Origin of the sequence: Marinococcus luteus (assembly GCF_900106595.1) — a bacterium.
Classification (GTDB): Bacteria; Bacillota; Bacilli; order Bacillales; family Marinococcaceae; genus Marinococcus; species Marinococcus luteus.
In genome coordinates, this window is the sequence record NZ_FNNC01000001.1 from 575,547 (window position 1) to 590,370 (window position 14,824).

Genomic DNA, 14,824 nt, shown 5'->3' on the forward strand with positions numbered 1-14,824 from the left:
GTTATCCGTCCTCTTGCTGAATAAGTTCTAAAAAGAGATTGGTCACCGACGGGTCAGGGACTGCTCCGCCGGACTGCTTTTCATAAAAGCGTTCAAACAGCTGATCGATGGGGATATGTTTTTTGCTTTCCACGGGGTCAAGCTCCTGCCGGGAATATACCGGACGAATCGTCAGCAGGCCGGTATGCTCTGTCCGCAGGGCATGAATGTCTTCAATGGACAGCTGGTTCTCCACGTACACATCCACCTCCACCCACGCATTCCAGTCCCGCTTCTCCTCCACCCACTGCTGCAGTTCCGCGAGCCCGTTTCTTGCTTTCCATATGCTGAGCGGCTTACCCGCCGTTAAAGGAATCGTGGAAATACGAGCTTCGTTTTGATTGTCATTTGTGTCAACAATTGTCACCGACTTCTGCTGCCCAGCTTCGGAAAAGCTGTAGGCAAGCGGGGACCCGGAGTACCTCGCCGGGCCGCCTGCTCCGCGTACATCCTGGGGACGGTGCATATGGCCCAGGGCCGTATAAACTGCGTGCTCCGGGAGGCTGTCGGCGGTTACAGTATAAGCTCCGCCCACCTCGATCGGCCGTTCAGAATCAGTGGCATCGCTGCCGGCGATAAACAGATGACTCATGCCGACAAGCGTATCCCCCGCCTGCCGGGAGGCTGCAAGCCGCTGAAAAATCTCCTGCACTTTTTGATTGTAGGCATCGCGGAGATCTATTTCTGTTGCTTCCTGCATAAATGCCTGCTTCAGCCTCGATTCTGAAGGATACGGAAGCGTCTGCACATACAGCCGTTCTTCCGAAAGCGGGACAATCACCGGGTCGATCCCCGGGTATCCGCGCAAATGGATGCCGTGCTTTTGCAAAAGCGTCCGCGAGGCCGCCAGCCGTTCCGGATGATCATGATTGCCGGCAATAACGATGACCGGCACCCGTCCGTTATCGCTCATCCTCGCCATTGCCTCATAAAACATTTCCTCTGCGGCGGCAGGCGGATTGACAGAATCAAACACGTCCCCTGCCATCAGGACCGCATCAATATTTTCTTCTTCGATAATCTGAATGATTTCATCAAGTATTGCCTGCTGCTCTTCGAGACGCGAACGCCCTTCAAGCGTCCGCCCTAAGTGCCAGTCAGCGGTGTGCAGTAAGCGCATAAACTATTGCCTCCTCTTCTTTCTCTTATCGGCCATTCATTGGAATGGTCTGCATCCCGTCAAAGGCAAAAATGTATGCTTCCGGTATAGCCGTTCCCCATATGCTCTCCAGGGAGGAGCGGTATAAGTCCAGCTGGGTCTGGTAGCGCTCCCGCAAAAATTCCTGCTGCTGCTTGGGATTTCCCGGAAACCGGGACTGCACCCGGTCGGTTTTATAATCAATCAGCACCCAGCGGCCGTCTGCTTCCTGTATCACGAGGTCGGCAATCCCCTGAAGCAGCTGCCGGTTCTCAAGTCCGTCCCCCGTTACTCCAGCCGTAATAGGAACTTCTTTCTGGACTGTTTCGGCTGCCAGGACACGCCGGCCCAATTCAGTTTCGAAAAAGGCAGTGACTGCATCGGTATCGACGCTTTCCGCCTGGGCGGCGGTAATGTATTCTTCGTCCGTCAATCTGCGCAGCAGCCGATCCACCCGTTCTTCGTCCGGGGCGCCGGTAAAAGAAAGCTGCTCCATGACGATATGGAGAACAGTGCCTTTTTCTGCCGGACTTACGGCTTCTTCCATCATAAATGACGGTCTTCGTGCATAGGAGGAGGTAAAGGTGGTAGCATGCCGCTGTTCAGCCTGGGGATCTTCCGAGCGTCGTTTCCATTCACTCACCGAAATTTTGGCCGCATGACGGGTGTCTTCCTCGTAGGAGTAACGCCAGTACATGCGGCGCCTGACTTCTGTGTCCCATTCCTCACCCGCGGGCACCTCTTCTTTATCTTTTACCGCCTGCAGCCAGTCCTGCGCTGGCGCCTCCTCCAGCACTGAGCCGATCTGCAGGGTCGATGCCGGTACAATATGAACCTTCCAGGAGGAATTGTCCGACCGGTTTCTGACCGTCTGCTGCTCTAACGGATCCACTTCAGCGTGCTGCAACAGGACGGGCATCAGCCAGTCAAATGCGTGCTGGGCTTCAAGGCGGTCGTGCAGTTCAAGGGTATTACCGGCCTGGGCACTTTTCTGCTCCCATTCTTCAAATTTCTTTTCTACCTTCTGCATCGAGCTTACTAGGGTCAGGTGTTCTTCTGCTCTTGTAAACGCTACATACAGCACCCGCAGTTCTTCAGCAAGGCTTTCCGTTTTCATCCGGTGTTTGATCGCCGCATGCGGCAGTGTCGGCCAGCTGACGCGCTGCTTTGGATCCACATATTTCATGCCGATGCCAAGCTCTTTATGAAACAGGAGCGGCTGCCGCTGATCCTGCACGTTAAAGCCTTTCTGCAGTCCGGCAGCATAAACAATTGGAAACTCCAGTCCTTTGCTTTTATGAATGCTCATAAACCGGACAACATCTTCCTGCTCCCCAAGCGCCCGCGCGGTGCCCAGGTCTTCTTTCCGGTTTTTCATGCCTTCAATAAAACGAAGGAAGCGGAACACGCCGCGAAACGACGTTGATTCGTACACACGGGCACGGTCGTAAAGGGCAAGAAGATTCGCCCGTCGCTGTTTACCACCGTGCAGGCCGGAACAGAAATCCAGGTAGCCGGTTTCTTCGAGCAGCGCCCATATGAATTCTGACAGCGGCTCGTACTTGGACCGGCTGCGCCAGCCTTCCAGCTGTTCCAGAAACGCCTCGGCCCGGGGCTGCATACCGGAGGTGCCGGCGGCAGCCAGTTCTACACACTGATAAAAGGAAGCATTTTTGTCCTCCAGCCGCACCGCTGCGAGCATTTCTTCATCCCAGCCGATAATCGGCGAACGAAGTACTGAGGCGAGCGGAATGTCCTGCAGCGGATTATCAATAATCTGCAGAAGGGAAATCATAATTTGAATTTCAACCGCCTGAAAATATCCGCCGGACACTTCTGCGTAGACTGGAATGCCATACGCCTGCATTTCCTCCATCATTTCATTCACCCACGGCATCGAGCGCATTAAAATCACGTGATCCCGGTATACTGGACGGCGCTTTTCACCCGTCTCCTGATCGGTCACCCAGCCGTTCTGCATCGAATGACTGACCGCCTGCGCGATCCACCGGGCCTCTGCCCGGGCGTTGGTCAGCTCCGCTGCCTGCGGATCGTTGTCGGCAACGTCCTCCTGATCGATAACGGCCACTTCGGTTACCATGTCCCCGATGTCCGGATACTGATCATTGCCCCATTTCAGCTCTGCCTCCCTGTCATAGGCAATGCCGCCAAGGTCGTTATCCATCAGCTGGCGGAATAAGTAGTTGACGGCATCAAGCACCTGCCTCCGGCTGCGGAAATTTTTATCGAGCATAATTCGTTCGCCGTCGTCGCTTTCCCCGTACCGCTGGAATTTTTCCAAAAACAGATCCGGCTCCGCCAGACGGAAACGGTAAATGCTCTGTTTAACGTCTCCGACCATAAACAGATTATCACCGGAAGCGAGCTGAGTGACGATTTTTTCCTGCACAAAGTTGGTATCCTGGTACTCGTCCACGAGTACTTCCTGGAAAAATCCCTGGTAATGATCGGAAGCTTCTTCAAAATCCAGAATCTGCAGGCATGTATGCTCCAAGTCGGAAAAGTCCATCATTGCCCGCTTTTGCTTCACCTGGTAGTACCGCTCGCTAAACGTCTGCACAAGCCGGCACAGCTCCCGGACCGACGGATATAGAGCCGCAATATCGCTCAACGCATCCTCAGGATTTTCCGCCACCATTTCCTCCTGAAGCTTCTGAATGACCTTTTTGGCCCCGTCCCGGTTGTTTTTTATCTGTTCCCGCCGTTCCGGTGCTGCGTCCGCCTCCTTTTTGCTGCCCAGCTTTTTAAAGGTGAACCCGGCAAGCGTCTGCTGCATGTCTTTCCACGTAGTGGCTTCGAGAGCCCTCCGGCACGTATCAAGCTCCTCCTGCAGAAGCCCAAGGTTTGCTTTCGGCCCGTCCGGCTGACCGGCAGCTGCAATCGCGTTTTCATATTTGAGCACAGCGCCGGCAAGAGAAGTTTCTGCCTGCTGCATCATTTCACGTCCCCATGGAAGCTCTTCAATCGACCTGCTTCCGTCTGTCCGGTACTGCTCTGCCACCTCCTGCAGCCATGCCGCCGGATCCGCGTGTGCCCGGGAATACTGAAACAGGCGCAGTACTGCTTCACGCAGCGAGTCGTCGCTCCGGTCTTTATTCAGCCGGTCGGCAAGCAGAACAAAATCGTCGTTGTTTTCGGCCGCATAGTTTTCCTCAAGCAGTTCCTCAAGCAGCTCCTCCTGAATCATGGCCCCTTCATTCTGGTCCATAATCCGAAACTGCGGGTCCACATCCACAAGGTAATAATACGTCCGGATAACGTTCATACAGAACGAGTGAAGCGTGGAGATCGATGCCCGGTTTAACAGCGCCAGCTGCCTGCGAATGTGCAGGTTGGCAGGGTCTGCTTTTAATTTTTCCTCGAGCGCTTTGCCCACCCTTGTTTTCATTTCTGCTGCGGCTGCGTTTGTAAACGTGACGATCAAAAGCCGGTCTACGTCCACAGGCTCTTCTGGCTGCGTAATTTTTCGGATGACCCGCTCCACGAGCACAGCGGTTTTCCCGCTTCCTGCAGCGGCAGAAACTAAAATATTTGATCCTTCCGCCTGTATTGCTTCCCACTGGCTGTCCGTCCAGCGGGCGTCTGTCGGTTTTTCAGGAATGGTCCTCAGACTCATCGTTTTCCTCCTCCTGGAACAGCGTTTCCCATTTCATGCCACCGCTCCGAAAGCTCCGGAATTCGTTGCCCGGAAACCCGCGGTCGAATTGGCATACAGAATGAAATTCACAGTAGTCACATGCTTTCTTTTGTTTCATTTGAAAAGGCTGAATGCTCGTATCGCCCGCTCTCAGCTGTTCGCCGATGTGGCGGATTTTTTCACGGATATGGCCGCGAAGACGTTCAAATTGTTCTTTTGAAACGACCGGTGATTGTTTGTTAAACCCTCCGCCCTTATTCAGACGCGCAGGGACGATAAACGAATCGGTGCCCGCCTCAAGCCGTTCATCCATCATTTGAGCAATACCGGGATCGTCCGGCAGAATGCCTTTCATGCGGAACTGCTTCATCATCTCCTGTTCAATATCCTCCGGAGACCATGATCTTCCCGCCTGGATAATAGGGTTGTGTACGTTGAAATACAGTACACCGGCCGGATCTGCTTTCGTGCCGAGCCATTCTTCGGAAAAGGAGAGCACCACATCCAAATAGACGAGCATCTGCAGCGCCAGGCCAAAAAATACTTCTTCGGGGCGCAGATCTTTATCACTGGATTTGTAATCAATTACCCGCAGCAGCACCCCGCTGTTTGACACCGCCTGGTCGACGCGGTCAATTCTTCCCGCTACTTCCATCTGCGTACCGTCAGCCAGTTCAAATAGAAGCGGCGGAATTTCCTCGCTCGGTCCAAAGCCTACTTCAAGTCCGATAGGCGAAAAACGGCTGGACTTCGCCTGCCGGCTCAGAATCATCGAAGCCCGCTGCACAGTTTCTTCGAGCTTTTTCAATAAATACTGGTGCCTGGAATTGCTTAAAAGAATCTGGCGCTGAATAGCCGGAGCCAGTTCATGCACTGCTTCTTCGGCATAATCGCGGGCGTTTTGTTCGGAAAGCTCCTCCCACGTCCGCCCGTCCCGGTACACCGCTTTTGTTACGTCTTTTAGAGCCGCGTGAAACAGCTGCCCGATATCCGGCGCTTCGAGCTTGTACAGCTGTCTTTCCTTGAGCTTTAAACCGTACGAAGCAAACTGCCGGAAAGCGCAGGCTTCGTACTGCTCCATCCGCGATACGCTCGTTTTCATTTTCCGCCCGTACAGTTCCCTGGTCGTATCTCTCGACAGAGCTACGGCTTCATTACGGTAAAACAGACTTTTCGTCAGTTTTTCCAGACGGTTGTTTTTGACAAAAACATTGTACACGCTCCACCAAAGATCAGCCACATGCTCTCCCTGCTTACAGCGTTCAAGTTCCCCAATCAAAAAGCTCATCGTTTTCATGGAAGCATTCACAAAATGCAGCTGTCCCTCTTTATTGTAGACACCTGGTTCGTTTTGAACTAGCACCGGCGCCTGGTCCGGGAACATATCGAGCAGCTGCTGAATGACGATTGAAGGCTGCAGCCGCTTCCCTTCTTCATCTGCCATCGGGTAGCTGACAATCAGTCTGTCGGAGGGCAGACTCATCGTGCGGTAGATGAGAAAATTTTCATTTAGAAGCTTTGCCTCCCCGCTTTCTTCAAGCTCAATGCCCTGCTGCTCGAGCCAGGCACGGTCTGACTCCTGCAGCATGCTGCTTTCTTCGAGGGCAGCCGGAAGTATGCCTTCATTTACGCCGAGCAGATACACCACTTTAATACCTAGGAGCCGTGAACGTTCCATATCAGCTGCAGTTACCTGATCCAGGGAAGGAGGCACAATCGAAAAAGTCGCTTTCGTAAAGCCTGCTTCCATCATCTGTTGAAAGGTCTGCATGCCTGCTTTATCATCGCCGGCAACCTCCACCATCTGCTCCAGCAGGTCCACAGTCATGTCCCAGATCTGCTCATGCTCCCGCGCCATTTCCAGACGGTTATGCCTAAGGCAGTCATCACGCATCATTTCGAGTTTTTCCGGTATCCGAAGCTCTTCTAAAAACGTAAACAATGCGCCCGCTTTTTCCCGTACAGTACGGGCTTTTTTCAGTCTTGCCTGCAGCGAAAACAGCGGAGCACTCAACCGCATTCGTGTTTGATGAATATCTCTTTCGATCTCATGGTTGTCTTTATGCTCCCAGTCTTCCTCCACATTTGTGGCATGGTATCGGTATACCCACTGTTCTTCGCTTTTCCAGTCCTTTTCTTTAACATTTCGCGCGAGCACATAGTTTTCCAGAAAGTCCACCTGTTTTCTCGCTTCCGTCCAGGACTCATGCACATCAAACAGCATATCTGTTTTGAATGTCCGGAACACCGACTCGTATCTCCACCGTTCTGCAATTGTCTCAAGCGCCGATCGGATAAATTCTACTACCGGGTGATTCAGCACCGGACGCGTTTCATCCACAAACACCGGGACCCGGTAATCCTGAAATACAGTCTCGATGATATGGTTGTAGTCCCCCGGATTTCTCGCTACGACGGCAATGTCTTCATACCTGTAATCATGATCACGGACAAGCGCTGCGATATCACGTGCGCATTCCTCGACTTCTGTCCGGCGGTTGACCGCATTTTTAACCGTAATGGCATCTCCGCCCGAACTCGTTTTATAGGAACGGTTTTCCATGAACCTCTCTAAATGCTGCAGCGCTTCGTGCTTATTTGTCGCGCCGCCATTAAACCAGTACGGCTTATTCACCGGTACAGCGTGCTCTTCTGCCAGCCCGCTCAGCTGGTAATACGTTTTTGCAGTCTGTCTGAACATATCCGGAGCCGGATGTACGTCTTCCTTGTTCGTTAAATCATCGAGCGTCAACGCGACCCGCACCTCCTGCGAGTACTGAAGCAGCTCCCCGACTACCGACAGCTCCTGCGGGGTGAACCGGTGAAAGCCGTCAATATAGACGACTGCTTCTGCAAGATGAGCAGACGAGGCCACTTTTTCAGTCAGCCAGAACAACTGCTCTTCACTTCCAATGTAGCGGTCACCGATGACCTTATCCATCTCTTCCCAAATCAGCAGAAGGTCCTGCAGCTTTGCTGTCAAAATGCGGTCAGCCCCGGTTGCTCCGCTGCTTTCCAGTTCGTCCACCATACCGTGCATAGCCGTTTTGGATACGTTATGAGTTTTCCATTCTGTAATTACTTCATCCACCTGGTCAATGAAACCATCCGTATAGCTCGACGTTTCATACAGCCGAAAATGCTTACGCTGTTCACTGATCACTTTGCGAATCAGCATCTGTTTGCCTGTTTTCTGAAGGGCGGTTTTGGCCGCTCCTCCTGTTTCCTGAAAAACCTTCCACGCAAGTCTCGGGAAGCTGTAGACCTGGGCTCTGGTCATCCCTTTGTCCGACAGGCGGACAAGCTGCTGTTCTACCTGGAAAGTCATCTGGTCAGGGGTAATAACGATTACCGGCGGTCCGTTGGGATCACGGGTAATCATTTCATTAATCTCTTGATGCATGGCGGTGGACTTGCCCGTCCCGGAACGCCCAAGATAAAATTGTAGGCTCATGAACATTCTCCTCTGCCGGATTAAAAACCGGATCATATGTTTGGTTTTATTATATCAGATTTTTATTTTCTTGTTTAATACAGTATGTGAAATTAATTAATTTCTATACAAAAAACGCCCTGATGCCAGGACGTTTTTTAACTTATTAGGAAACAGCATTTGCTGTTTTTTGTGGTTTGCTGAATCGTTTCACTCCGGCGCAGTTGAGATGTTCGAACGGACCGAATCCATGGAGGAATAGGCGCAATTCTTTTTTCAGCTGCAGGCGTTCATGGACGTACACAGAGATATCTTCAAACTGGTAACGCGTATACATGGCAGTTTCAGCAGGTGTGCCTACCTGTACTACTGTATCGACTGGGCCTTTGTCTTTTTTCTGATTCCAAAAATAAAATGGGTCCAGCGTAACTACGCCTCCATCTCTTCTAATACGCGCAGCTGTTTTTCGGTCCATTTTAATATTGCTCATACTATCCCTCCTTGGTATATCGTGTTCTCTCAACGATCACATATGTGATTATATCAATAGATAGAAACGGAACGCAAGCGTTAAACGAAGAAAAAATCATTTATTTTCATTTCACCTCTATTTTTACGATAAAATGGCTGAAAATCAGAGATTATCGCGAAATATCAAAAAATATGTGTTTTTTTATCGTTGGCCGCGCCCCGGCAGAAGTCATATATTCTTCGTTTCTGCAAAGAAAAAAGCCCGCCGGGAAGCGGGCTTTTTCATCGTGTATTATCCTTCAAGCAGAAGGTTTTCCGGATCTTCAAGCAGCTGTTTCAGCGTTACGAGAAAACTTACTGCTTCTTTTCCGTCTACGATGCGGTGATCGTAGGATAGAGCTGTATACATCATCGGCCGGTTCTCCATCGTATCCTGGTCGATGGCCACCGGGCGCCACTGGATCGTGTGCATCCCGAGTATACCTACCTGCGGGGCGTTCAGAATCGGCGTCGACAGCAGCGAACCGAAAACGCCGCCGTTCGTGATTGTAAAGGTACCGCCCTGAAGATCTTTCAGGGTTAATTTATTATCGCGGGCTTTTAAGGAAAGATCCATAATTTCCTGTTCGATTTCAGCAAACGTTTTGCGGTCTGCGTCCCGGACTACCGGTACAACGAGGCCATCATCAGTGGAAACAGCCATGCCGATATCATAGAACTGCTTTTTAATCACTTCTGTAGCCTGAATTTCCGCATTCAGCAGCGGGTATTTTTTCAACGCCGCAATAACACCCTTCGTAAAGAAAGACATAAATCCGAGGCGCACGTCGTGCTGCTCCTGGAACGTATCCTTCCGGCGCTTTCTCAGGTCCATGATTGCCGACATGTCCACTTCGTTAAATGTCGTCAGCATCGCTGTTTCCTGCTGGACTTCCTTCAGCCGGCTCGCGATCGTCTGACGGCGGCGGGACATCTTGACCCGTTCAACCGGCTTGCCTTCGAATTCGTCCTTTTCGCTTTTGGCAGCAGGCTTTTCAGGCTGTTTTTCTTCCTTTTTACTGCTTCCTTTTACTTCATTATCCACATCTTCTTTGCGGACGCGTCCCTTTGGATCACTTCCGGACACTTCGTTCAAGTCAATGCCCTGCTCGCGCGCGTATTTGCGCACAGAAGGAGAAGCAACCGGCCGGTCTGCCGGGGAATCTTCTTTCGATTCTTCTTTCGTACCTTCTTCCGATTTATCCGCTGCCGGCTCTTTGGAAGCTTCCTGCTTTTCTTCGCTTTCCTTTTCCGGAGCCGATTCCTCCGAGCTTTTCTCTTCTGAGCTTCCGCCGCCGGCTTCACCGTTTTCGTCCACTACGGCAATTACTTCGCCGACCTCTACGTTGTCGCCCTCTTCTTTTAACAGTTCCTGGAGGACACCAGTTTTCTCCGATGGGATTTCCACATTCACTTTGTCAGTTTCAAGTTCAGCGATGTTTTCTCCCTGTTCGACTTTGTCCCCTGGTTTTTTTAACCATTCTGCGATTGTTCCCTCTGTTACGGATTCGCCTAGTTCTGGTACTTTGATCTCTGCCATGACTGCGTCCTCCTTATTCGTTTCCTTTTAGGGCTTCCTGAATAATGCGGTTCTGTTCTTTTTTATGGATCGTAGGATCGCCTTCTGCCGGGCTTGACCTTCTGCGGCGTCCGATATAATCCACCGATGCTCCTTTTGGAGCCAGGTTATGCAGAAGCGGGTACATATAATACCATGCGCCCATATTTTTCGGCTCCTCCTGAACCCATTGGATCGATTTTACGTTTGGATACGTTTCTAGGATGTCACGGATCTCTTCTTCCGGAAACGGATAGAGCTCTTCAATGCGGACGATATGGATGTCGCTCGGCACTTCCCCGTCGGCCAGTGCTTCATGCAGGTCGATGGTCATCTTTCCTGTCCCTACGAGCAGACGTTTGACCTTCTTTTTGTCTTTGCCCGTCAGCGGGTCCTCCACTACGGATTGAAAAGCACCTTCTCCGAAAGCCTCCGGTTCGCTCGCTACGGTCTGATTACGCAGCAGGCTTTTTGGTGTCATGAGCACAAGCGGACGCATTTCGTCTTTTCCGAGAAATTCCGCCTGGCGCCGGAGCAGGTGAAAGTACTGCGCTGAACTCGACAGATACGCGACATTCCAGTTATTTTCCGCTGAGAGCGTCAGGAAACGTTCGAGCCTTGCACTGGAGTGTTCCGGCCCCTGGCCTTCGTAGCCGTGCGGGAGCAGAAAGACCATACCGGACTTTTGTCCCCACTTGGCACGGCCCGCAGATACAAACTGGTCAAATATTACCTGCGCAGCGTTACCGAAATCGCCAAACTGGGCTTCCCAGAGTGTCAGCGTTTCCGGAGCCTGCACATTATATCCATATTCAAAACCGACGATACCGTTTTCGGAAAGCGGACTGTTATAGAGTGCAAAGGCTGCATTTGCTTTCGAGAACGCATGCATTGGGGAATAAATATCACCGTTTTTATGGTCATGGAGCACCAGGTGCCTCTGCGCGAATGTACCACGCTGGGAATCCTGGCCGGTTAAACGTACCGGTGTACCGTCCGCCAGAATCGTTGCAAAAGCTAACGCTTCAGCATGGCCCCAGTCCACTTTGCCGCCTTCTTCCATAGCCGGACCGCGTCGTTCAAGAATTTTTCTTAATTTCGGAAAGACGTTAAAGTTTTCCGGCCAGGTAATAAGCTCCTGGTTAATTTCTTTCAGTTCGTTTAAGTCATAGCCGGTTTCGACTTTAGGAAGTCGTTTTTCCACTTCTTCCGGCACCGGTCCAAGCTCGGTTTCCGCTTCTTTATCTTCTGCTACTTTATTGTATTGATCCCGCAGATGATTGAGCGTATCCTCTTTCAGCTGATCGGTTTCGGATTTGTTCCAGAAGCCGATTTGATCCAGGTGATCCGCGTAATGCTCACGAACAGTCGGATGCTCCCGGATCAATCCGTATAAGTAAGGCTGCGTTGCTGCCGGCTCATCTGTTTCATTGTGGCCGTAACGGCGGTAGCCGATCAGGTCGATCACAAAGTCTTTATTGAATTTGTTTCTGTATTCGTAAGCCAGCTGCACAGCCGCAAGACAGGCTTCCGGTTCGTCTGCGTTCACATGAATAACCGGAATTTCGTAACCTTTGGCCGGGTCGCTTGAATAGGTGGTACTTCTTGCATCGTGTGTATCGGTTGTAAAGCCGAGCTGGTTATTGGCAATAATATGCACGGTTCCGCCCGTCTGATACCCTTTCAGCCGGCTCATGTTCAAGGTTTCTGTTACGACACCTTCACCGGGAAAAGCCGCATCGCCGTGCACCAAAATCGCCATGGCCTTAGAACCGTCCTGCTGCGGAAAGCCCGGTTCACTGCAGTCATCCTGCGCGGCTCTTGTATAGCCTTCCACGACCGGATTGACGTATTCCAGGTGACTCGGATTGTTGGCCAGGGAAATACGGGATTCAAACGATTCCTGATTAATGTTTTTATCTGCTCCCAGGTGATACTTTACATCACCCGTCCAGCCGTAGTTGATCCCGACGGAACCTTCCGAAGGTACGAGGTCTTTGTTTGGAGAGTGCTGAAACTCGGAGAAGATCAGGTCATAAGGCTTCCCGATAACTTTTGCCAGAACGCTCAAGCGCCCACGGTGGGCCATGCCGATCATAATGTTTCTTGCCCCGTCCTGCATCGCGCTGTGGGTAAGCTCTTCCATGATAGGAGCAAGAATGTCAATTCCTTCTATAGAAAAACGTTTCTGCCCGACAAACGTTTTCTGCAGAAACTGCTCGAATGCTTCTACTTCCGTAAGGCTTTTCAACAAAGCTTTACGTTTATCCTCCGACACAGCGCTGTAAATTTCATCTGACTCCACCTTGCGATTGAGCCAGCGGTGTTCTTCCACATCATGGACGTGGTCGAATTCAAAAGCGATGGTTTTTGTATACATCTGCTTTAAATGCTCGATTGCTTCGAGCCCGTCTGAAACTGATTCCGGAGCGTCCGGACATAGGATTTCCTTCGGGATGGTACGAAGATCTTCTTCACTTAATCCGTATTCTTCTATGCGAAGAAATGAGGTTTCCCCGTTTGGTTCCTGAAGCGGGTTAATGTCTGCAGACAGATGGCCGTGAATGCGGATGTTCTCAGCAAGCTTGACTGCATCCGCGATCTTTTCCATATTGAGTCCGGCACCGACTGCCTGGTCTTTTTCATCCACAGCAGGAGCATATTCGGCTGTGGCTTCCCCATTTGAAGACGGCGGGCCGTACTGGTCAAACCAGCTTTTAATCTCCGGCTCCACGGCGTCAGGATCTTCTTTGTACACGTCGTATTGTTCCCACATATAACCCAGATTGGGACCATAAAATTCCTGCCAGGCTTCTTCAGCCCTGGATTGATGCTTACTCATCGAGTGATACCCCCAGCTTATGTGATCAATAAGTTTTCTTAACTATCATATTAGTCGTTTAATATCTATGAAGGTGAACCATTTGAAATGGAGTTTCCACCATCACTTCCCTTCTTCGACTCAACCAATTCTTCGAGAACATGCCTTTTCATAAATCAGACATATTTTAACATGCTTAAAGCAGGTGCTCAAAACCTTACACAGCCAAGTATACGAAAAATATGTATGCTCCTCGCTGCAGGAGACCGAAAATACGTCTGATTTCTGTTTTCCGGCATCTTTAAAGCGCCATTTCCTATGAAGCGTTCTCACACACCTACATTGTACACTAATTCTTTTCACTTGACAGTCCCTAAACTGAATTATTTGCTTTTCCGGATGGAACGGCATATTTCTTTTTCTTAAACATTAATCGCTGTGCTATGATTTATACATACATTTTCACTTTTACAGGGGGATATTCATGAAAACACTTATTTTTGATTTAGACGACACCCTGCTATGGGATAAAAAAAGCATCACTGAAGCGCTGCGGGCCACGGCCTTCGACGCCGAGATACGCACCGGGGTGCAGGCGCCGCTGCTCATGGAAACCGTGCAGCAGACTGCCCCCGAACTGTACAAGAACCTCTCTGTATATGATTTCACTAAAACGATAGGCATTAACGCGTTCGAAGGTCTCTGGGGACACTTTGATGATATTGAACACCGGCGCTTTCAGGAGATGAGCCGGCTTATTTCCTCTTATCAAAAAGAAACATGGACACGGTCGCTTGCAGCTCATGGCGTCCATCAGCCTGAAACAGGCGAATGGCTTAAAGACCGCTTTATTATGCACCGGCGTCACCTTCCTTACGTATATGCTGATACGTTTGAAGTCCTTCATACATTAAAGGATGACTACCAGCTGCTGATGCTCACAAACGGTTCCCCAAGCCTGCAGCGGCTGAAGCTGTCACTGACCCCGGCGCTCGTACCTTTTTTTGACCACATTATTATCAGCGGCGAATTCGGCACGGGAAAACCTGACCCTGCCATCTTTACTCATGCGCTGCGCCTCGCAGGAACTGCGCCGGAGGATACGCTGATGGTCGGTGACAACATGAACACCGATATTGCCGGGGCAAAAAAAGCCGGGATCAACAGCGCCTGGATCAACCATCATGGGAGCGTCCCGTCCCATGAATTCCGGGCGGAACATGAGCTGACGTCCCTGGGGGATCTGCTGCCCCTGCTCCGCTGAGCAAGCGCCCGCACCGCCCGGCTTACAAAAACGGACGAAGTTTTTTGACGTAGCGCTTCACACGGAAGAGCACCTCCCGCTGCAGTGCGGGGCGGGGGATCTGGGAAGCGACTGCTTTCACATCAGGATAGACCCCGTAAGCATGGTAAGCCACCGGAATGACAGCTTCAAATAAAACATCCCCCCTTTCACGGTGAATTACTTCAGTTCTCACCTCCGCGATATGCGTCCGGAGTTCGTCTTCCGGCTCTTTTAAATACACGGATTCAATATCAAAGATATATTGCGGCATAGCCTGATCGTATCTCCTTTCCCTTGAGACGGATAAAAATGTTCTTTGCAAATGGCGGCTTTCGTGTTAATTTAGTACAATGTTTGTAGTAATTATACATAAAACTGTATG

At 50.9% G+C, this 14,824-nt stretch carries 8 protein-coding genes; 1 reads left to right on the plus strand and 7 read right to left on the minus strand.

Going from position 1 to position 14,824, the window contains the following annotated elements:
- Window position 1: 1 nt before the first annotated feature.
- From sbcD to BLV22_RS02860, 6 genes are all read right to left on the minus strand, one after another.
- Window positions 2-1,159, minus strand: coding sequence for an exonuclease subunit SbcD (gene sbcD / locus BLV22_RS02835; RefSeq protein ID WP_091610998.1), 1,158 nt, complete (start codon window positions 1,157-1,159; stop codon window positions 2-4).
- 25 nt (window positions 1,160-1,184) lie between these two features.
- Window positions 1,185-4,814: a helicase-exonuclease AddAB subunit AddA gene (gene addA / locus BLV22_RS02840; RefSeq protein WP_091611001.1), complete on the minus strand. Its 3,630-nt coding sequence runs from the start codon at window positions 4,812-4,814 to the stop codon at window positions 1,185-1,187.
- Window positions 4,792-8,289 carry a helicase-exonuclease AddAB subunit AddB gene (gene addB / locus BLV22_RS02845; RefSeq protein ID WP_176967622.1) on the minus strand — a complete coding sequence of 1,166 codons (3,498 nt, stop codon included), beginning with the start codon at window positions 8,287-8,289 and terminating at the stop codon, window positions 4,792-4,794. Before addB ends, addA begins: the two co-directional genes overlap by 23 nt.
- A 145-nt stretch (window positions 8,290-8,434) precedes the next feature.
- A complete protein-coding gene (locus BLV22_RS02850; RefSeq protein WP_091611005.1) occupies window positions 8,435-8,758 on the minus strand; it encodes a hypothetical protein in 324 nt (107 codons plus the stop codon).
- A 273-nt stretch (window positions 8,759-9,031) separates the two neighbouring features.
- Window positions 9,032-10,318, minus strand: coding sequence for a 2-oxoglutarate dehydrogenase complex dihydrolipoyllysine-residue succinyltransferase (gene odhB, locus BLV22_RS02855; protein WP_091611007.1), 1,287 nt, complete (start codon window positions 10,316-10,318; stop codon window positions 9,032-9,034).
- A gap of 13 nt (window positions 10,319-10,331) precedes the next feature.
- Complete coding sequence (locus tag BLV22_RS02860) at window positions 10,332-13,178, minus strand: 2-oxoglutarate dehydrogenase E1 component (RefSeq protein ID WP_091611010.1); 2,847 nt, start codon at window positions 13,176-13,178, stop codon at window positions 10,332-10,334.
- A 463-nt stretch (window positions 13,179-13,641) separates the two neighbouring features.
- Between BLV22_RS02860 and BLV22_RS02865 the strand changes: the two genes are divergently transcribed.
- The gene (locus tag BLV22_RS02865; RefSeq protein WP_091611012.1) at window positions 13,642-14,421 is read left to right on the plus strand and encodes an HAD family hydrolase; all 780 of its coding nucleotides are present in this window, start codon (window positions 13,642-13,644) and stop codon (window positions 14,419-14,421) included.
- 22 nt (window positions 14,422-14,443) lie between these two features.
- On the opposite strand, the gene BLV22_RS02870 is transcribed toward BLV22_RS02865, so the two are convergent.
- On the minus strand, window positions 14,444-14,713 hold the full coding sequence (locus BLV22_RS02870; RefSeq protein ID WP_091611014.1) for a hypothetical protein: 270 nt from the start codon (window positions 14,711-14,713) through the stop codon (window positions 14,444-14,446).
- Window positions 14,714-14,824: the final 111 nt, after the last annotated feature.

What these genes read in the sequence shown, in the direction of transcription:
- sbcD (WP_091610998.1), bottom strand. Translation starts at nt 1,159, where the DNA reads ATGCGCTTACTGCACACCGCTGACTGGCACTTAGGGCGGACGCTTGAA.
- addA (WP_091611001.1), bottom strand. Translation starts at nt 4,814, where the DNA reads ATGAGTCTGAGGACCATTCCTGAAAAACCGACAGACGCCCGCTGGACG.
- addB (WP_176967622.1), bottom strand. Translation starts at nt 8,289, where the DNA reads ATGAGCCTACAATTTTATCTTGGGCGTTCCGGGACGGGCAAGTCCACC.
- BLV22_RS02850 (WP_091611005.1), bottom strand. Translation starts at nt 8,758, where the DNA reads ATGAGCAATATTAAAATGGACCGAAAAACAGCTGCGCGTATTAGAAGA.
- odhB (WP_091611007.1), bottom strand. Translation starts at nt 10,318, where the DNA reads ATGGCAGAGATCAAAGTACCAGAACTAGGCGAATCCGTAACAGAGGGA.
- BLV22_RS02860 (WP_091611010.1), bottom strand. Translation starts at nt 13,178, where the DNA reads ATGAGTAAGCATCAATCCAGGGCTGAAGAAGCCTGGCAGGAATTTTAT.
- BLV22_RS02865 (WP_091611012.1), top strand. Translation starts at nt 13,642, where the DNA reads ATGAAAACACTTATTTTTGATTTAGACGACACCCTGCTATGGGATAAA.
- BLV22_RS02870 (WP_091611014.1), bottom strand. Translation starts at nt 14,713, where the DNA reads ATGCCGCAATATATCTTTGATATTGAATCCGTGTATTTAAAAGAGCCG.